This window comes from Sphingopyxis sp. GW821-FHT10B01 (assembly GCF_059415685.1).
The window spans coordinates 174,775-194,563 of record NZ_JBWKNS010000005.1 but is presented as its reverse complement, the minus strand read 5'-3'; the positions used below and the strand labels follow the sequence as shown (position 1 = coordinate 194,563).

14 protein-coding genes are annotated in these 19,789 nt (G+C 61.8%); 5 read left to right on the top strand and 9 right to left on the bottom strand.

The features are described from left to right. The first annotated feature begins 76 nt into the window (after positions 1–76). The gene (locus AC07NV_RS16440; protein ID WP_495167459.1) at positions 77–1,327 is read left to right on the top strand and encodes an SEL1-like repeat protein; all 1,251 of its coding nucleotides are present in this window, start codon (positions 77–79) and stop codon (positions 1,325–1,327) included. Positions 1,328–1,451: 124 nt separating this feature from the next. Here the strand turns inward: AC07NV_RS16440 and AC07NV_RS16435 are convergent, their stop codons facing one another. The 3 genes from AC07NV_RS16435 to AC07NV_RS16425 form a co-directional block, all read right to left on the bottom strand. Next, the gene (locus tag AC07NV_RS16435) at positions 1,452–2,255 is read right to left on the bottom strand and encodes a hypothetical protein (protein ID WP_495167458.1); all 804 of its coding nucleotides are present in this window, start codon (positions 2,253–2,255) and stop codon (positions 1,452–1,454) included. Next, positions 2,255–4,864 (bottom strand): TonB-dependent receptor, encoded by a 2,610-nt coding sequence (locus tag AC07NV_RS16430; RefSeq protein WP_495167457.1) that lies wholly within the window; start codon positions 4,862–4,864, stop codon positions 2,255–2,257. The genes AC07NV_RS16435 and AC07NV_RS16430 overlap by 1 nt, the downstream gene beginning before the upstream one ends. A gap of 274 nt (positions 4,865–5,138) precedes the next feature. Continuing rightward, a complete protein-coding gene (locus AC07NV_RS16425; RefSeq protein ID WP_495167456.1) occupies positions 5,139–5,768 on the bottom strand; it encodes an NAD(P)-dependent oxidoreductase in 630 nt (209 codons plus the stop codon). Positions 5,769–5,878: 110 nt separating this feature from the next. On the opposite strand from AC07NV_RS16425, the gene AC07NV_RS16420 reads away from it, so the two are divergent. Further along, positions 5,879–6,232: a winged helix-turn-helix transcriptional regulator gene (locus AC07NV_RS16420; protein ID WP_495167455.1), complete on the top strand. Its 354-nt coding sequence runs from the start codon at positions 5,879–5,881 to the stop codon at positions 6,230–6,232. 240 nt (positions 6,233–6,472) lie between these two features. Here AC07NV_RS16420 and treA read toward each other — a convergent pair whose 3' ends face one another. From treA to AC07NV_RS16390, 6 genes are read right to left on the bottom strand one after another with little or no spacing between them, the layout of a single operon-like run. Then, the gene (gene treA, locus AC07NV_RS16415; RefSeq protein ID WP_495167454.1) at positions 6,473–7,996 is read right to left on the bottom strand and encodes an alpha,alpha-trehalase TreA; all 1,524 of its coding nucleotides are present in this window, start codon (positions 7,994–7,996) and stop codon (positions 6,473–6,475) included. Then, a complete protein-coding gene (locus tag AC07NV_RS16410; protein ID WP_495167453.1) occupies positions 7,993–9,210 on the bottom strand; it encodes an MFS transporter in 1,218 nt (405 codons plus the stop codon). The genes treA and AC07NV_RS16410 overlap by 4 nt, the downstream gene beginning before the upstream one ends. Beyond that, complete coding sequence (locus AC07NV_RS16405) at positions 9,210–10,241, bottom strand: alpha/beta hydrolase (protein WP_495167452.1); 1,032 nt, start codon at positions 10,239–10,241, stop codon at positions 9,210–9,212. The genes AC07NV_RS16410 and AC07NV_RS16405 overlap by 1 nt, the downstream gene beginning before the upstream one ends. Then, complete coding sequence (locus AC07NV_RS16400; RefSeq protein WP_495167451.1) at positions 10,238–11,206, bottom strand: alpha/beta hydrolase; 969 nt, start codon at positions 11,204–11,206, stop codon at positions 10,238–10,240. Before AC07NV_RS16400 ends, AC07NV_RS16405 begins: the two co-directional genes overlap by 4 nt. Before the next feature lie 25 nt (positions 11,207–11,231). Continuing rightward, positions 11,232–12,068, bottom strand: a complete 837-nt coding sequence (locus AC07NV_RS16395) for an SGNH/GDSL hydrolase family protein (protein WP_495167450.1) — start codon at positions 12,066–12,068, stop codon at positions 11,232–11,234. Between the two features lie 18 nt (positions 12,069–12,086). Next, on the bottom strand, positions 12,087–14,429 hold the full coding sequence (locus tag AC07NV_RS16390) for a TonB-dependent receptor (RefSeq protein WP_495167449.1): 2,343 nt from the start codon (positions 14,427–14,429) through the stop codon (positions 12,087–12,089). Positions 14,430–14,620: 191 nt separating this feature from the next. Here AC07NV_RS16390 and AC07NV_RS16385 point away from each other — a divergent pair, with 191 nt between their 5' ends. The 3 genes from AC07NV_RS16385 to AC07NV_RS16375 all read left to right on the top strand — a co-directional run bounded on the left by AC07NV_RS16385 (position 14,621) and on the right by AC07NV_RS16375 (position 19,733). Further along, positions 14,621–15,604, top strand: coding sequence for a LacI family DNA-binding transcriptional regulator (locus AC07NV_RS16385; protein ID WP_495167448.1), 984 nt, complete (start codon positions 14,621–14,623; stop codon positions 15,602–15,604). Between the two features lie 387 nt (positions 15,605–15,991). Next, a complete protein-coding gene (locus tag AC07NV_RS16380) occupies positions 15,992–19,021 on the top strand; it encodes a TonB-dependent receptor (RefSeq protein ID WP_495167447.1) in 3,030 nt (1,009 codons plus the stop codon). Positions 19,022–19,238: 217 nt separating this feature from the next. Beyond that, positions 19,239–19,733: a PraA/PraB family alkane oxidation protein activator gene (locus AC07NV_RS16375; RefSeq protein WP_495167446.1), complete on the top strand. Its 495-nt coding sequence runs from the start codon at positions 19,239–19,241 to the stop codon at positions 19,731–19,733. Positions 19,734–19,789 lie beyond the last annotated feature (56 nt).

Genomic DNA, 19,789 nt, shown 5'->3' with positions numbered 1-19,789 from the left:
CTGCTTTCCACCCCAAAGCAATCATTCTTTGCCCGATGCCGGGACCGGCGGCAATCGGGGTAGGAAAGGATCTGACATGAGACTCTTCGAACGCTGGATGTACAAGGCGATCCTCGGCGTAATTCTGGCCAGCCCGGGCGCCGGCGCGGCGATAGCAAAAGACCGCGCTGCCGAGCAAAATGTGCTGACGTGCCAGATCGATGGCCAACAGCGACAGGCGTCGGTATCTATCGTCGGCAGCGAAGCCATCTATCGCTACGGGCGATCAGGAGAAAAACCAGAGCTCACCCTGACTGGCCCGCTGATGCATGTCGACTATCGAAGGAAAGACGGCCCGGGGGCCACGATCGACGAGATCATCACATTTGCGAATGGCGACACGACCTATCGCATCGCGGCGGGATTTCGCGATGGCGTGAAGCCAGACCCGTCGGCATATATCCCGTTCGGAACCCTGACCGTCAGCCGCGCCGGCAAGGAACTTGCCCGATTGAACTGCAGACCGGATACGATCCGACGCGTCCATGATCGGCTGCTCGCGAATATGCGCGAGCTCGGCAGAGATCGCTCCTCCGACGGCGAGACATTCCCCAATTATGACATTGATTATCCTTTGCCAGCCAAGCAGTCGGCTGCGTGCCAGGCTGATAATAATGTGGACACATGCTGGGGGCGCGGCGTCGGGGCCGAGCGCGGCGGAGACCTGCGCGGCGCGCTGGAGCATTATGACATGTCATGCGACGCGCGGCTGATCACCGCAGGCTGTTACGAGGCCGGAAAGCTGTATTTGCAAAAACAGCAGCTGCGCAATTACGCCCGCGCAAAAGAACGGTTCATTCGCGTGTGTAGCGGCGAGGACTCAGGCCAAGGCCCTTACGCCTGCAAATATCTTGGGTGGATGTATCTGACCGGCGTGGGGGCGGAGCGAGATCGCGACGTTGCTCGGGGCTTCCTGGCCAAAGCCTGCTTCCTGCAAAATGAAGATCTGCTGATCGACCCGGAAGGCTGTCATTTTCTCGCCCGGTCGATTTTTGAAACGCAAGACAGAACCTTCTCGACCGACGGTGGCGTAAAATATGCCGCTTATCTGTCACTGGCCATGGCCTGTACCGACAACGCCAAGACCGTCTGCGACGAGGCGCGAGCTCTCTACCAGCGCGAAACCGCGCGCGGGGCTAGCTGGATAAAAGACTGCGACGCGGCGGTCGCACGCCATGGTCCGATTGAATCCTGCGCGAAACTCGCCACAATCGAGGAAGATTACGGCGCTGCCAAAGCAATGCGGAGCCAGATGCGCGACCTCTTTGTCAGTGCCGAATTGCCATGAAGGAATGAATGCCAGGAACGGCAGCTTACCACCAATTCGAACCCTTTCCGCCGTATGCACATCCCAGCCGCAAAACGTTGAAAGCAGACATTGGCATCGCGGTCAGGCGGCCACAGCGATCGCGCTATTGTTTCAACGCCGGCACCCGCATCTCTAACATCGACCGCTCTTTGCGACTGATGCCCCAGAGGATGCCCGGCCGGCTCTCGTCCCAATCGATCGCCTGCCCCTCGGCTTCCATCGCGACCGTCGCGACATGATCGAGCGTGGCCCCTCCTTTGGGAAGGCGAACGACATAGAGTTCGGGAAGATCATGTCCGGACAGCCATAAGCTCCCGTCTGACCGGAAGCCCCCGCCCGAAATGCTCATCGGGGCGATGCGATCCAATATCGTCCCGGGCAGCGCCCAGCTTTCCGTGCGCCGCCATTCTGTGTCGAACTTGATCAGCGTCGTATGCCTATGATCGCGCGGCGCTTCGCCGCCCTTGTTGTCGTAATTGGCAAACATGGCCCACCAGTGGCCGCCCTGCCAATCGACCCATGTCAGCGACCCGGTCCCGAGGCCCAGCGACACCGTCCGCTTGTGCGCGAGCGTCACGGGATCGAAGAATTCGACCGAGCTTGCCTGCGGCACGGCCGGAAAGTTGGAGGCCGCACACACCAGCTCAACCTTGATCAGCGCGCAACTGTTGATGTGCGGATAGCGCGCCGGTTCGCCATCCCATATCGCGCGGCGCTCGCCCGTCTTGCGGTCGTAACGCGCGATCGTCCAGTTCGCGACGGCGTAAACGTCGTTCGGCCCGATCGCCACGCCCTGCCGCGCTTCGGCAGCGGGGATGCGGCGGATCGTCTCGGCGGGCTGGCCCTGCGGAACAGCGGGCGACGGCGCGGTCGCCGCCGCCGCGAGGAAAAACAGCAAGGCCGACATCAGAAATTCACCGCCAGGCCGAACCAGAAGGTCCGGCCATATTCGGCCGATTCCTGAAGAAAAGCCTGCCCCGGCCCGACCAGTTCGCGGCGCCCTTGGTCGGTCAGATTTTGCCCTTCGGCATAGATCGTCAGGTTCGGTGTGATGCGATAGCTGATGTTGGCGTCGAGCGTGCCGCGGCTCTTCCAATATTGGTCGGCGTTGGGAATCGTGTCGTTGATCGTTTCGAGGAAACCGCCGATATAATTATAGGATACCCGGCCTTCGAACTTTCCCTTCTGATAATAGACCGATGCGTTCCACACGGTGTCGGGCTGAAGGAACAGCCCGGTCACGCGCGGTCCGACGCTGGTCAGGAAGGTGAATTTCGTGTCGAGGAAAGTGGCGTTCGCACTGACGCCCAAACCGTCGAACGGCGCCGGCAAAAACGTCAGCGCCTGTTGCAGGTTGAGTTCGAGACCCTTGATCGTCGCGGTTTCGGCGTTGCGCGGTTCGGATATCAGAACATCTTCGACGCCGCGGCCGACGTCGATCGCCTCGACGCTCGACAGCGTGAAAATCTCATTCTTGATCTTCTTGTGGAACAGCGCCGCCGAAATGACGCCGTCCTTGGGATAAAATTCGAACGAGAGATCGAAACCGCGGCTTTCACGCGGCTTCAGCCCGGGATTGCCCCGCGCCAGCGTCGGCTGGCTGCCGTCGAAGCTCAGCGTCTCGGTGGCGGTGATCGATGCGTAATCGGGGCGGCCGATCGTGTTGGTATAGGCGCCGCGAATGACGAAACGATCGGCAACGTCCCAGCGAATATGCGCGCTCGGCAGCCAATTGTCATAGCTGCCATCGGTCGTGATCTGCGTCAGCGTCCCGCCGACCGCACGATAGGCGTTGGAGGAGACGTCGGTGCGTTCGTAACGCAGCCCGCCGAGCAACGTGACATTGCCGATCCGCGTGCTGCCCTGAAGATAGCCGGCATAAACATCTTCGCTGACCTTATAGTCGCCCGCGATGGATGCCACGGTCGACGTGAAGCGGGCCTTGTTCGTTTCATAGAAGGCCGGAAACGCATCGGCGTCGATGCGGATGGGGATCGTGAACTGCCCGCGGATCGGTTTGGTCGGGCCCTCCGTGACGACATTGTCGAGCGTATAGTTGAACCCCGTCGCGGCACGATAATCCGTTCGCGGATTGCTGTTTTCACGGTCCGTCAATCGAAGCACGCCGCCGCCCTTGATCTTGACCCCGCCATCTTCGCTGTCATCGCCCCACGTCAGGTTGAGGCGGAACTGGCCGCTCTTTTCCAGTGACTTCTGCAGATCGTCGCGCTGCTGCTGCAGATAGAAATTGCGCGGATCGACTGCCGCGGCTGCATTTTTCGGCGTGAAGACCGGATAGAAATCCGACGTGTCATAGTCGAATGCATAGCGCGTCGCATCGGCATCGCGGGTGCGGAATTCGATGCTGCTGTTCGGTACGCGGAGCCGACCGAGCGAGAAGACGGCGTCGCCGTCGAGTTTCAGCTGCTCGTTCGCATCCCACGCAAACGCCGTCCGGCCGAGCGCGACGAGGCGCTTGGTGATCGGCTGATTGAGCTGGACGATGATGCGGCCGCGGCCGAATGTGCCACTCGTCGGCGTCTGGTTCGTCACATTGCCGATCTGCTCGATCCGGTATTCGATGCGTTCTTCATCATCCTCGGTGCGCGCAACAACGCCCGACAACTCCCAGCGGAAGCGATCCGACGGACGCCATTCGAGCTTCATATTGCCGCCCGTGCGCTGCTTGGTGTTATTGTACCAGAAAAGGCGGTGCTGCGTCGGCACCTGGATGCCATTGCCGTTCGCGGCGCCCGAATTCACCGGCGCACCGGCGGCGGTATATTCGCGAACCGACGGGCTCGCGACCTCGATCTGCGGAATATCGTAGTCGAGCTGTTCCTGGCTCGCACCGATGACGATCCCCCATTCGTGATTGGCGCCGAATGTCGTGCCCGCCGCGAAAGCGACACGATAAGACGGCTTGCTGTTCCGGACGTCGCCATTCTGTTCGTAGATGCCATAGGAGGCCACGCCGTTGAAGAAAGGCCGCCGGGCATCGAACGCGCTGCGCGTTGCGATGTTGATGATGCCGCCGATCGCGTTCGCATCATTCTCCGGCATCACCGTCTTGATGACCTCGATCCGCCCCGCCATCACCGATGGAATGATATCGAGCGGCACCGTGCGGCCGCCCGAATCGACGCCCGACACCATCGCCCCGTCTACGGTGGTGCGGTTGTAGGTCGACTGCAGCCCGCGCAGCACAGGGAAACGCGGTTCGCCTTGGTCTTCCTGCACCGACAGACCAGGAATGCGGCGCAGCGCGGCAGCGGTATTATGATCGGGCAGCTTGCCGATATCGTCCGACGAGATCGCGTCCATCACGACAAAGGCTTCGCGCTTTTCGGCCGTCGCCTCATATTGCGCGCGGCGCTGTCCGGTCACGATAATGGCATCGCCCTCCTCTCCCGCCTCGGTTTCGGGCAGCGGTTCGGACTGCGCCATCGACGGCGTGGCGAACAGAACAGCCGTGCACAGCAAAGCGGCCCGGAAATTCGGGAGAGACGGCTTCATTTTGGTGATTCCCCAATAAGGTGTTGTTATCGGGGTGGCGGATAGGAACGCGGTGCGTCAGCGGCATGACGCGACCATTTCGATGGCATGAAGTAAACATATCAGATTGATGACAAAGCGAGAGTTGCCCGGCGCCCGAAGAATAGCCGTATCCGGCCGCTTGCGGACCGGCTGCTTCCGGGCGCGAAGCTCAAATGAAGCGACACGACCGGCGGACCAAGGCTGTTCTGGCTATTGGCGCGACGGAGCTTACAGGTCTCGTGATCGCGCCCCTTCAATAGCCGACGGTGAAACGCCGGCGAATGTGCCCGGACTTTTCGATCTCGTCGACGAGCGCCACCGCGAAATCCTCGAACGAAATGCGGCTACCGTCCGGACCCACGAGAAGCTCGTCCTTGCCAAGACGGAAAATGCCCGTGCGCTCGCCTTCGAAAATTTCCGCGGACGGCGACACAAAGCTCCAGTCGAGATCGTCCGTGCGTTTGAGCCGTTCGAGGAACTCCGCACCCTTGGATGCTTCGGCCTTGTATGCTTCGGGGAAATCCGGCGAATCGATCAGTGGTTTACCACCGGCGAGCAGGCTTCCCGCACCGCCCATGACGACATAGCGTCGCACGCCCGATGCGCGCACGGCGCCGATCAGCGTCTTCGCGTCGCTTGCGGTAAAGTGCACAGCGCTGACCACAGCGTCGTGTCCCCGCAGCAGGCCGGTAAGGCCGGCCTCGTCGAATACGTCGCCCCTGACCGCCTTGACACCGGGCAGTGCGGAAATCCGGTCCGGGTTGCGAGCGATAGCGGTGACCTGGTGTCCGCGATCGGAAAGCTCTTTCAATATCCGCGATCCTCCGCGTCCCGACGCGCCGATCAAAGCAATATTGGCCATTTGAAACTCCTTGGTCTTCATTCTATATCAGGTCCACAATCTGGACCTATGCCCAGATATGATCGTCAAATGATTGTCACAAGGAGTCACTTTGGAGTGACCTTGGAAGTGGCGCGGCAGGTGTTTTGTTGATGGACGCAAGGAATCTAAAAGAAGTCTGTCCGATTCGGGGCGTCCTCGACCGGGTCGGAGACCAGTGGAGCTTTCTCGTGCTCGACATGCTTGGCGAAAAGGTGATGCGTTTCAACGAGCTTCTGCGCGCCATAGGCGATATCTCGCGACAGATGCTGTCGAAGACTCTGAAGCGGCTGGAGGAAGATGGGTTCATCACGCGTACCCTTTATCCCGAAGTGCCGCCCCGGGTGGAGTATGCGCTGACTGATCTTGGTCGTTCCTTTATGGAACCGATGCAGGCGCTCGTTGTCTGGGCCGATACCCATCACCCGCAAATCAAGGCTGCACGCAGCGCCGTTACAGCGGCCTGAGACCGGACAGAGTAGCCGATCCGGCCATGGGCCGCAGACAGGCGCGCGCGCCAAGCCTCACCCCCGCTGGTTGAGGCAACAGTCGGTGCCGCGGACCTCTGCCGGACAGTCCAGAGCCAAGTGACCGGTCGCGAATTGGCCCTCGGAGATGCTGTATTGCCTCTCCTTACCGGTCGCTCGGGACGTAATAATGCCGGAAGCGAGCGCATCTGTTGCACCGCGAAACGAATTCCGCGGCGGTCACGAGCTCTCGCCTTTCTGTTTCATCGCTTCGTCGTCCCTCGCCGCCAACAACTCTAGCGTCACACCATTGGTCCAGCCGAATCCTATTTCGGTGGCATATTCGCCCCCCGACCCGGCCGAGCAGGTCGTGACGTCATATTTTTCGAAGAGCTGGCCGGTCGCGGCATAATGGCTTTCGACCATCGACATCCAATGAGCGGCGATCGTGTCCGCAAATTGCGTCTCGCCATAGCGTCGCAGTCCGATGATCGCGATCCACTGCAGGGGCGCCCAGCCATTGGGTGCGTCCCATTGTTGCCCGCTGTCGTCGAGCGTCGTCATCAGCCCGCCGGGGCGCAGCAACTGTTGCAGCGCCGTGGCAGTTTGGGCGGCGCGCGGCGCGGTGGCGAGTCCGGCAAAAAGCGGGAATGCCGATGCCGCAGTCAGACGGTCCGACGAGTACCCGCCGTTAAAGTCGAAGTCGGCATAATAACCACACTCCTCGTGCCACAGATGATCGGAGATCGCCCGGGCACGCGCAGCTGCGCGTTCGGCGAAATCGGCGGCGACATCGCTTTCACCCAATTCTACCGCTTTCGCCGCGATGGCTTGTTCGAGCCCGAACATCAGCGCATTGAGGTCAACGGGAACCAGCTGCGTCGTGCGGATCGTTTCAAGGTTCCGCCCGTCGGCGAGCCAGCGCGAGCTGAAATCCCATCCGCTCTCTGCCGCTGCGCGGATATCGCGCCAAAGCGCGCGCGCATCGCGCGCTGGCACCCGTCCGGCTAGCGCAACATCCTCACGCCAACTCTCGTCGCGCGGCCGGTCGAGGTCGTCCCAATAGCGGTTGAGCAAGCTGCCGTCGGCGAGCCGGACAACACGCCGCGCTGCACCTCCGGCTGGCACAACATGCTCTCCGGCCATCCAGAATGCATGTTCCTTGATCATCCAGCCAAGCTGGCGGCGGAGGTGATCCTCGCTGGTATCGCGGGACAATTCGACCATCAGGTAAAAAAAGGGCGGCTGCGAACGGCTGGCGTAATAGCTGCGCGTGCCGTTCGGGATGTGGCCGATGCTGTCGAGAAGACTGCCAAAATTCGCGATCATATTCTCGACGAGATCCTGCCGCCCCGAGCGGGCGAGCCCCAGCATCGTGAAATAGCTATCCCAATAATAAAGCTCGCGAAAGCGCCCCCCGGGCACGACATAGCTGTGCGGCAGCGACAATTCGGACGAACCCGCACCGATCATGTTCGACGTGCGGATCAGCCGCGGCCACAAAGCGCGAATATGCTCTACGAGCGGCAGGCGATCGGGTGCTTCAGTCGGTTCGCTTTGCGGGATATCGAAATTGTCGAAGACGAACTCGCGCAAGGCATCGCCCTCCGCCGGACGACGCGCCTGCCAGTCGGAGAGGATCGCCGCGGGCTCCCGGCGCGGACGCGCGTCGGCGAATGTTTTGGAATCGGGAAACAGGCCGCACTCCTGCACCGCGGCGAACAGCGGTCCGAACAGGCCGGCAGGGGTGTCGACCGCGGTCATGCGCGAGCGCTTTCGATCCGGCGCCGCACGAGCGGCAGCGCGAGCGCGACGAGCGCGATCGGCCCCAGCAGGAAATAGAAGGCGGTCGTACCGGGCAGTGTCTGGAACAACAGACCGACGAGGAAAGAACCGATCGTGCCCCCGAGCGCGGAGAAGATGACGATCAATCCGATCATCGCCGGATGGCGCTGCGTCGGGAGCGCGCTCAGCACCACCGAGCAGACGGTCGGATAAATCGGGGCAAGGAAGAGCCCGACCAGCGGGAAGAGATAGGCCGCGAGCGGCGCGTCGGCCCAGCCGATGTCCGCATGCGGCGTCAGGCCCTCAGCCAGCGGCAACGCCGCCACCACGAGCAGCGCGAGCGCGCCAAGACAGCCAAGCAGCACCGGCAGCCACGCTACACGCCGCAGCACGATCCCCGACAATAGCCGTCCCGCCGCCAGCGCGGCGACGAAGATGCTCGACATCTGCACGCTCATCGCCGCGGGCAGATGCAATATCTCGCGGTTGAAGGTCGGAAGCCAGGTGCCCGTCCCCTGCTCGATCAGGACATAAAAGAACAGCGTTACCAGCACCGCGACCGTCGCGGGCAGCGATGCCAGCGCCATCATCTCGCGCCAGCCCGCCATAACGAGGACACTCCCGCCATCGGTAGCGGTCGCGCGCTCGTCGAGCCGGATGCCGAGCCAGGCGATCGCCGTCAGCGCGCAAAGCGCAGCGAGCAGCCAATAAACGCGCAGCCAGTCGCCCGCGTCGATGAACCAGCCGAAAATCCATGCGCCGGCCAGCACGCCGCCCATGAACACGCCTTCGACCAGACCGGTAATGCTCGCATGATCGGCCGGATCGCGCGCGACGAGCCCGATCGTCGAATAGGTCGCGATCTTGGTGATACCGAACGACAGGCCAGTCGCGATGAACAGCGCCTGCATTGCCGTAAAACCCGTTGCAAAGGAGGCGAGCAGGCAGGCCATCGCCATCAGCGCCAGAACCACCATCAGCGAACGGCGATATCCGAAAGCAGGAACCGCCGCGACGAGCAGGAATGAGGCGACGACCACCGACAAATCCTTGCAGGCCTCGAGCGTCGACCCCATCAGTTTCGTCGCCCCGAAATGGGCGATCGACTGGAGGATGACGATCCCGACGCTGTTCATCAGCAGGCCGAGCAGCGCATAGGTCAGCGCCAGCGTGACGATGGTCCGTGTCCGCATCAGCGCACGTGCCGCCCCAGATGCCGGTCGAAAAAGGCGGCCATCAGGCGATAGGCTTCGGTCGATTCGGGCATATCGGGCCACACGAAAAAGGCGTGCGGCAGTCCGTCGAACAGATGAAGCTCGCTGGCGACCCCGGCGGCGGCGAGCCGGCGGTGCGCCAAAGTCAGCGCGCTGACTGCAAAATCGCGGCCGCCGGCGAGCAACAACGTCGGCGGCATCGCCTTGATCTCGGCCTCCGACACCAGCGGATAGGCGAGCGCATCGCTCGCCGCGACGCCCGTCATATAGGGGATCGGCAGCGTATCGGGCAGCGCGGGCGCGGGAAAAGGTGCCTCGCCGTTGGTCGGCCCGGCGACGAAGGGGCTGTCGCCCGACATCGGCGCGCCGGTGCCGCAAAAGGTGCCGATCGCGCCGGGGCGCGGCAGGCCTTGCCGGCGGATCCACGCGGTCGCCTGCGCCGTCGCGATGCCGCCCGCCGAACAGCCGTAGATGCCGATATTCTCGGGGCGATATTGCGTCAGCAGCTGCCGGTAGACCGCGGTCACATCCTCCGACGCCGCCGGATAAGGATGTTCAGGCGCCAGCCTGTAATCGACCGTCACCACTTTTACGCCCATCGTCGCGGCGACCGGGATCGCCTCGACAAGCGCGCCGCTGCCCGATCCCCACATGAAACCGCCACCATGGACGTTGATCAACACGCGCTGCTTGTTTCCAGCCGCGATGCCGCCTTCGGGTTCGACGATGTCGACCGTGACGCTGTTCATCGTCTCGCGTCGCTCGCGGGTCCGGAAATGCTTGCGCATCTCGGCGAGCCGCTCGTCGTTATACCGGCCGTAAAAGGCGCGCTGCTTTGCGATGTCGGTGGCGATATCGGCGGGCGCCGTCGCCGCCTTCATCCGCTCAAGCACCTGCTTCGCTTCCTTGCTGAGCTGGTTCGATGCCGGCAGGGTGAAGGCGGGCACCGCCGTCTGCGCCGCGGCGGGCGATGCCGCCACCAGCGCGGCGAGGAGGAGCAGCCGCTTCACGGCTTCCCTCCGAGGCGCGCGGTGAAAAAGCGCGCCATGGTCTTGAACGCCGCGTCGCTTTCGGGCGCGTCGATATAAGCCCAGAAGGCATGCGGCAGCCCGTCGAACAGCGTGAGCTGTGCCGGAACACCGGCCTCATCGAGCACGCGGCAGAATTCGGCGGTATCGCTCATCAGGAAATCGCGGCTGCTCGCGATGCACAATGTTGCTGGCCAGCCCGCAAGATCACCGCGCTTCGGCGACAGCAGCGGGTCGTCGAGCTTTCGCCCGCCCGAATAAAACTGCAGGAGCCCCGCCACCGCCGCCCGATCGGCGAACAGCGAAAGCGAATCGCCGAGCCGCGACAGGTCGGCGGCGCCCGAGAAGAATCCGAGCGCGGCGGGCTGCGGCAGCTTTTCGGCGCGCAGCCGCGCGACCAGCTCGGCCGAGAGGATCGCCCCCGCCGACGTCCCGTAAAGCCCGATCCGGCGCGGATCATGATCCTTCAGCAGCGCGCGATAGACGGCGAGCGCATCGTCGCTGGCGGCGGGAAAAGGATGTTCGGGCGCGAGGCGATAGCGCACGGCGACGACGCGGTATCCGGTCAGCGCGGCGACATCGACATTTTCGGTGATCGAGCCCGAATCGACCATGAACCCGCCGCCGTGAAGGTTGAGCAGAACCGGTCCCCTCGCAGCGACATTCTTTGGCGTGAATATCCGCACAGGGATTCCGGCGATCACATCGTCCTTCATCGTGACGCCATGGCGCGCGAGGCGCGGCAGGCCGACCTCGCGCTGGATCGCGTCGGATCGCTCGCGGCGCCCTTCCATCGTGGCGGGTTCGGGTTGGCGCGCCGCGTCGGCGGAAAGACCCGCCTTTGCTTCGGCCGAGAGGAAGTCCGGCCACGGCGCCTTGACCTCCTGCGCCGACGCAGCGGGAGCCATTCCGGCCGCAAGCAGCAGAAGCGCAAAAATCCGGTTCATGCCATATCCCCTCACCATCCCTGCCCTATTTGCCGAGCGCGGCATCGAGCGCGCGCGTCGCGGCAGGTTCCATCAGCGCATAGCCCTTGCGATTGGGATGCGCCGCATCATTGGCATAGGCGGCGGGCATCTCGCCCGCGCTGTCGGCCAGCGCGGCGTGATAGTCGACAAAACCCAGGCCGTTGGCGCGGGCATAGTCGCGCAGCCAGGCATTGAACTGCTTCACCTGATCGCCGGGGCGCAGATCGGGCGCCCACCAGACGCGCGCGATCGGGGTGATCGAGCCCAGCACCACCTTGATGTCGTTGGCGCGCGCCAGCGTCACCATCGCGATGACATTGTCCTTCAGGACCTGCTCGCTGGTCAGCCCTGCATTGCCCGCGATGTCGTTACCGCCGGTCAACAGGTGCACGACCCGCGGTTTCAGCCCGACCACATCGGCCTGGAAGCGCAGCAACATCTGCGCGCTGGTCTGGCCGCTGATGCCGCGATTGATGCGGCCATTGCCGAAGAAGGCGGGATCGGCGAACCCCCACAATTCGGTGAGCGAATCGCCCATGAACACGACATCGGGGCGCGCCGTCACCGCGGCATTGTCGGCGCGGTAACGACAGAGATTGGCCCAGTCCTGCATCGGGTTCTCCGCCTTCGGCAAGGGCGGCGGCGGTGTGAATTTCGCGCCGGGTTCGACCAGCGTCTGGACAAAGGCGATCGTCGCCGCGTCGACGGGTTTGGGCGGCGGACAGGGATTTTCGACCATTGCGGTGCGCGCACCGACGGCCGGTGCCTCGGCGGCGAAGGCCACCGCGGGGGCGAGCGCAGCACAAACCGCAGCGACCGACAGAAATAGAGTCCTGTTCATATGTCCTCTCCCGTAATGTCAGTAACGAACGCGGAGCGACGCGCCGAACATCCGCGGTTCGCCGTAGAGCGCCGTCGTGTAACCGCTGGCGTTATACTGCTGGATGACGGCGATCCGGTATGTCTTGTTGGTCAGGTTCGTGGCGAAAATCGACAGGTCGACATTTTTGGTGTCGAGGACATTCTCCCAATCGAGCCGCGCCCCCAAAATCCCGTAGGAGTTGATGAAGGAACTGGGCTGCGTCGGGTCGGTGTCGCCGGCATAGATGCGGTCCTGCCAGCTATAGGTGCCGCGCAGGATGACGTCGCCGACGTTTTCCGGAAACGGCAAGGTCAGACTCGCGCCGATGTTGAACTGATGCTTCGGCGTAAAGACGAACGGCAGGTCCGACAGATCGGTCGGCGGGATCGCCGGGTCGAGGCTGGCGACGAGATATTTGTCATATTTCGCGTCGGTGTAGCTGTAACCCGCGTCGATCGAAAACCAGCGCCGGATGCTGATATTGGCATCGGCCTCGATCCCGTTGATCGTCGCGCTCGCGGCATTCTGAATCGCGGTCGCGGTGAAGGGCGGGACGATCGCCGGCACCGTCGCGTGGATATCCTTATATTTGCTGCTATAGCCCGTGACGTTGAAACGTCCGCGCACATCGCCGATCGACCAGCTCGTCTTGAGCCCCACTTCGGCGGTATTCACCGTTTCGGGCTTGAAGCCGTAGAAGGGGTTGGCGGACGTGCCGCCGAAGGCGGCGATGATCGGGTTGAAGCCGCCGGGCTTGTAACCGCGCTTGTAGTTGGCGAAGATCATCACGTCGTCGGTGACCTGATAGTCGGCGCCGAAGACGAAGCTGTCGCCCTTGTCCTTGCCCGATCCCCGCACCTCGCAGTTCGGAAAGACATTGCCCGGCGGCACGAAGCACGGCGTGCCGACGACCGGTTCGGGCGGCGGGCGGAGGATGCCGGGATACTGAAGCAGCGTCAGCCCGAAGGCGAAATCATTCCAGGTGTAGCGATAGCCCGCGGTGAGGTTGAGGCCTTCGAGTGCGGGGACGAGCTTGCCGACATCGAGCCCGAGTTGCCCGAACACCGCCTTCGACGTCGCCTTCGCGTCGGCGTCGACCTGCGAACTGGTCGCGACAGTCTGGAGATTCTGCGAATAGGTCATCTGGCCGCCGCGCGTCAGCCGGTCGTAATAGCCGCCGACCTGATATTTCAGCGCCTCGCCGAGCGCCCCCGAGAAGCGCAGTTCCTCGGTCAGATAATTGAGGTCGCTGTTCCACGTTCCCGGCTTCCACGCGCCGTTCGAATCCTGGATCGGCAGGATCGTGCCGTCGTCGTCGCGCGCGCTGTCGGTGCGGTAATTGGTGTAGCTGAAGATATTGGTGAGCGTCAGCGCGTCCGAGACGTCGAACGTCGTGCGGTTGATGACGCCGAGTTGCCGCGTGCGGTCGCGCGAGATCGAGCTCAATGCAACATCGCGTATCCCACGCGCCTCCTGCTGCGCCAACAGCTGGGTAAGAGCTGCCCCGAAAAAGGGATGACTCGCATTGGCTTCGACCAGGACAACCCCCGGTCCATTTTCGCTCGAGCCCGAAAACTGGACGATGGTGTAATTTTCGAACCGGTCCGACGGGCGGAACAGCAAGCTGGCGCGCGTCGACCAGGCGCGGCGGTTGTCATAGTCCTTGCCGGTGACGACGTCCTTGGTGAATCCCTCGCGATTGAGCGTCTGCCCGCCGACGCGGAGCAGCAACTTGTCTTCGACGATCGGGACATTGACCGCGCCCTCGATGTCGAGACGGCCATAGCTGCCGACCGTGCCCATCACATAGCCTTCGAAATCATTGGTCGGCCGCTGCGGTTCGAACAGGATCGCACCTCCGGTCGTGTTCTGCCCGAACAAGGTCCCCTGCGGCCCCTTGAGCACCTGGACATTCTGGAGGTCGAAGAATTGCCCCGGGCCGATCGCGCGCGACGGCGCTTCGGCGAAATAGGCAACGACCGCGGGACCACCACCGGTGCCGGCCGAGGTCCGCGTCTCGCGCTGCCCGCGCATCGCAAAGGTCACATTGTTGCGGTTGAGATCGGTCGAAAAGTTGAGCGACGGGACGAGACGCGCGAGGTCCGAAACCATCGTGACATTCTGCTCGCGCAGCGTGTCGCCGGAAATCGCGGTGAGCGACATCGGCACGTCCTGCTGATTTTCCGCAACGCGCCGCGCGGTCACGACGATCTCGTCTCCCGCCGCTTCATCTTCCGCGCCGGGTGCGCTTTGCGCAAAGGCCTGCGAAGGAATGAGTGCAAGCGCGAGCGGCGCAACGCTCCAGCCGAGCGACACCAGATATTTGCGACAATTTGCCATTTATCATCCTCCCACCGCGGGTTGCTTACCCGTCATGCGAATCGAATATCCGTTTATGAAATGCATTTCAACAACAAGTTTCATTGCAGCCAAAACTGGCGGTTGCATGCGGCCCACAGCTGCCATATGGATGGTTCATGGCAGTAAAAAACAATGAAACAGCTGCAACATTGCAAACGGGGCGCCCGACGATGGAAGACGTCGCCCGCCTTGCCAATGTTTCCAAGCCGACGGTGTCGCGCGTCCTGAGCGGCAGCCCGCTGGTCAGCCCCGCAACCCGCGAACGCGTACTCGCGGTCGCCCGCGAACAGGGCTATGCGCTCAATCGCAACGCACAGAAGCTGCGCCACGAGCGCGCCAACGCCATCGCCGTCGTGCTCGATTTCGGATCGCACCGGCACGGCGCGATCGGCGACCCCTTCATCTTCGAGCTTCTCGCCGGCATTTCGGAAGCGCTGTCGGTGCGCCAACTCGACCTGCTGCTCTCGCCTTCGGGGCTCGACACGGTCGACGGCTTCGTCGACCTGCACCGCTCGCGCGGCGCCGACGGGTTCATCGTGCTGGGACAGGGCACGCGCGACGCGCTGTTGCGCAAGGTCGCGCGCAAGCAGATTCCGATGGCCGTGTGGGGCGCCGTCGACGATGCCAGCGGCTATTGCGCGGTCGGCAGCGACAATTTCCTGGGCGGCCGGCTGGCAGGCGAGCGCTTTCTCGCGCTCGGTCGCAAGCGCTGGCTGTTCATCGGCGATGCCCGGCATACCGAAATCCGGATGCGCTTCGAAGGTCTGCGCGCCGCGGCGGCGGGGTCGACGGATATCGGGATCGACATATTGACGATCGATTCGATGGCCTTTTCGGCCATTCACGAACGCGCCGGCATGTTTCTGAAGGATTGCGAGCAGCGGCCTGACGCCGTTTTCACCTTTTCGGATACCGCCGCGATGGCCGTCATCGATGCTTTCGGCAAACAGGGCCATATCACGCCGCGCGACTATTCGCTCGTCGGCTACAACGATATCCCGCCAGCCGCCCATTTCGCACCAGCGATCACGACGGTCGCGCAGCAGACCGGCGTCGCCGGAGCCATATTGGTCGAAAAGCTTATGCAAATGCTGGACGGACACACGCCGCGGTCAGTGATGCTACCAACGCAGTTGATCATCAGGGAAACCTGAAACGCGCAGGCGTAGCCATATTTCCGCGCATTCATCCTCAGAAGAAAAATCTGGAGTCCAAAGCAGCCGGCGCGAAATAGTCCGCCCGACTTGGCCACCGCATCCAAACCTGCGCCAAGGCCATAATCTGCGATAGAAAAAATCAGCGGCACCGGATGCCTCGAGCGGTGTTTCGGTGCGAACCCCAAATCCGCTCGGGCCGCACCAGGCCTGCTCGGGCGTCTGCGGCGCTTTCGACCGAGGCGCCCCAAGTAGCTGAGACAGGCCGCCTCCTCCCACAAATAAACATTGGCATTAATGTACATTGACATCGATGTGAACATGGATCAGCTTCGTGGCAGGAGAAAACTCCTGCCGGTCATACGGCACCATGTCAGGGGAGAGATTATGGTAGATACCCGGTTCGCGTGCATATCGCGCACGATCAGTTTTCTTGCGCTTGGAATCGCGCTCGCGACGCCCGCCTCCGCTCAGGACACGCCGCAGGCCGACGAAGCACCGGACGGCAATATCATCATCGTGACCGCGCAGAAGCGCGAGGAAGCGATCCAGGATGTGCCGATCGCGATATCGGCCTTCACGGCCGAGACGCTCGACAATTACAAGATCGAAAGCGGCTCCGAACTGCTCCGCGCGGTGCCCAATGTAAATTTCTCGAAGAGCAATTTCAGCATGTATAATTTCTCGATCCGCGGGGTCGGGACCAAGGCGACTTCGGCATCGAGCGATCCGGCGGTTGCGGTGAGTTTCAACAATACACCGCTGATCCGCAACCGGTTGTTCGAATCGGAGCTGTTCGACATGCAGCGGGTCGAGGTGCTGCGCGGTCCGCAGGGGACGCTGTATGGTCGCAACGCTACGGGCGGGGTCGTCAATCTGATTCCCGCGCTTCCCGGCAATGATTTCGGGCTCGCGGCAAAGGTCGAGGTCGGCAATTTCAAATCGATGCGAGCGAACGCGATGATCAACGTCCCGGTCACCGATACGCTGGCTTTCCGCCTTGCAGGGGCGCTCACCAGCCGCGACGGCTTCGACTACAACACATTCACGCAGCGCCGCGTCAACGGCCGCGAGCTCTGGTCCACCCGCGCGTCTGTGCAGTGGGAGCCAAGCGACCGTTTCAAGGTCAACGCGATCTGGCAGCATTTCGAAGAGGACGACAATCGCTCACGAACGGGCAAACAGCTTTGCACGAACGACCCCGGTCCGGCCCGCGTCGGCAATGTCGATATGACTGACCCGCTCGTTCGCGGCCGGATGAGCCAGGGCTGCCAGGGGCGCTCGCTGTACAATGATGCCGCCTTTGGCGCCCCCAACGGCAACGCACTCTCCTATTATCTGGCGCCCAACGGCATCTCGCTTGGCCTCAACCCTGACACATTCGAGCCGGTGCTTTTGCTGAGGCCGGACGACCCCTTTGCCGGCGTCCAGCAATCGCGAAATTTGCGCGAGATCGCGACCAGCTATGATCCGGTATTTCGCGCCAAGAATGATGTGGTCCAGCTCAATATGGAATATGAGCCGTCCGACGGGCTGAAGTTGGTGTCGCAAACCGCTTATGCGCGCGACCGCTATTATTCCTCGCAGGATTACAACCGCTTCGTCGCGAACCCAGGGTTCAATGACTCGACCCAACCGCTTTTGGATTTTTTTGGCGACCCCATCAATCCAGCCGTTTTCCCGGGTGCCACGCCCGGCGGAAAATTCTGCGATCCCCAACTTGGCTGTTCGGACCGGCTCCTGTCGGTCGACATCAGCCAGTCTCGCAACCGTCAGTGGATGCAGGAGTTGCGACTGCAGTCGGATTGGGATGGCCCGATTAACTTCAACCTCGGCGCCAATTATCTCGATTTCAAATCCAAAGATGATTATTATGTTTTCAACAACTTCTTCACGCTGATCGCGCAATATTTTTATGGAACAACGGGGCCGGGCGGCGTACCCGTTCCGCGATCTTGCCCGCTTGGTGACGAAAGCGCCGAATGTATATATGTCGATCCCAATCCGATCGGCAGCCTCAACAATCAGGGGCATAATTATTTTCTCAGCCAGAACGGTATCCGGACGAAGTCCAAAGCGGTTTTCGGCGAACTATATTGGAACGTGACCGACGCGCTGAAACTGACCGTCGGTGCCCGCTATACGCAGGACCGGAAAGTATCGACGCAGATTCCCAGCCAGCTGTTGCTCGGTGGCGGCACCGGCGCCCCCAATCCCGGGTCATCGACGGGCGGACGGGTGAATAGCGGCTATCCGGCCCTCCCTGATATCCGGCAGCAATGGAATAAATTCACCGGCCGCGTCGTGCTCGACTGGAAGCCCGATCTCGGCTTCACCGACGACACGCTGATCTTCGCCTCGGCATCGCGCGGTTACAAGGGTGGGGGCACCAACCCGCCGCGCGTCGATATCAACCCGGCGATCGTGCAATATCTGCCGCTGCCACAGACCTTCAAGCCCGAATATATCAACGCCTTTGAAATCGGGACCAAGAACAGCTTCGACGGCGGCCGGTTCACGCTCAACGCAACCGCCTTTTATTATGATTACAAGGACTATCAGATTTCGCAGATCGTCGACCGCATCGCGTTCAACGAAAATTTCAATGCGACAAGCTACGGCCTCGAATTGGAGGCCGCATGGCGTCCGTCGCGTGCCTTCCGGGTCGATGCCAATCTGGGCTATCTGCGGACCCGGCTCAAAGATGGCGAACAGTCGATCGACGTCATGAACCGCACCCAGGGCAATGACGACTGGATGCTGCTGCGTCCCTGGTTGCAGGCGCCGTCGAACTGTGTCGCACCGCGGGTGCTGGTCGAACGGATATTGGCGGCCAACAACGGCTTCGAACGACTTGCGTTGCCAGCCATGTGCCCAGGCGGCAATCGCCTGGGCGGGTTCAATCCTGACGTTCCGGGCGGCATTCCGTTTTGGGCGATTTATGGGTTTACCTATGATCCCTTTGCCGATTACGATCCAAGCAAGATCGGCCAGAACATCGCGCAAGGCGGCAGCGGCGCGCCCAACAGCGGTCGCGGTTTCAATGCCGATCTGTCGGGGAACGAACTCCCCAACTCGCCGCACCTGACCTTCAACATCGGGGCGCAATATACCTTCTTCATCGACGGCGGCGATTGGGAGTTGACCCTGCGCGGCGATTATTATCGCCAGTCCAAAAGCTATGCACGAATTTACAACACCGAATACGACCGGATCAAAGCGTGGGACAACGCCAATCTGGCGCTGACGCTGTCGCGGCCGGCATCCGATCTCACCTTCCAGCTCTATGTGAAGAACCTGTTCAACGACGCACCGATCACCGACGTTTTCACCAACGCCGATGACACCGGCTTGAGTGCGAACATCTTTACCCTGGACCCGAGAATTGTTGGGCTTAGCGTTTCAAAGAAATTCTAGCACCGAACCTTGCAGACAAATTGAACAATAAGTGAATCACATATTAAGTAATATGGGACATGTTGATTCCCATGTTACTTAAACACGTCTATATTATTATTATTTTTCTTATAGAATCAATTTGACATTATTGTAGATGTAAGTGAAAGTTACCCCGCTCGCCGAGTCGTTTGTGGTGAGGTAATCCGAAAAATTATAAATGCTTAGGAGATGGACAATGAAAAAATTTGCTTTGATTGTTGCAAGCTCAATGGCGCTGCTCGGTGCCCAGACGGCCACGGCCCAGACTTATACGCCGGCGCCGTCAACCTGGACATGGAAGGGCAATCTTGTAGTCCAAAAGGGAACGGGCCCGGTCCTTACTTGCGCGGTGACCGTGACGGCCAATGTCACCAGCTCCACCACCGCTACCGCTACTGCCTCGATTGCTCCCGGCGACATTGGCTGTATCACGGTCTCGTTCACCGGAGCGCCCTACGCGGTTACATGGAGCGCTGGCCCTCCCGAAACGGTGACGCTCAAGAATGTTTACGTGAACACCAGCATCACGCCAGGCAATTGCAAGGGCGATATCACGGCGACGTTCAACGATACGAGCAACGACGCGCTGGTGGTCAACACCTCGATCCCGCAAGACACCGCCGGCGGTGCCTGCACGATGAGAGGCACATTGTTTAAGACGGCACCAGCTGGCCCCATCGACATCAGCTAATCTTGATCCTCTGCCGCTGCTGCAATGGGACGGGCGGCGGCATCCCGACTTGGGCG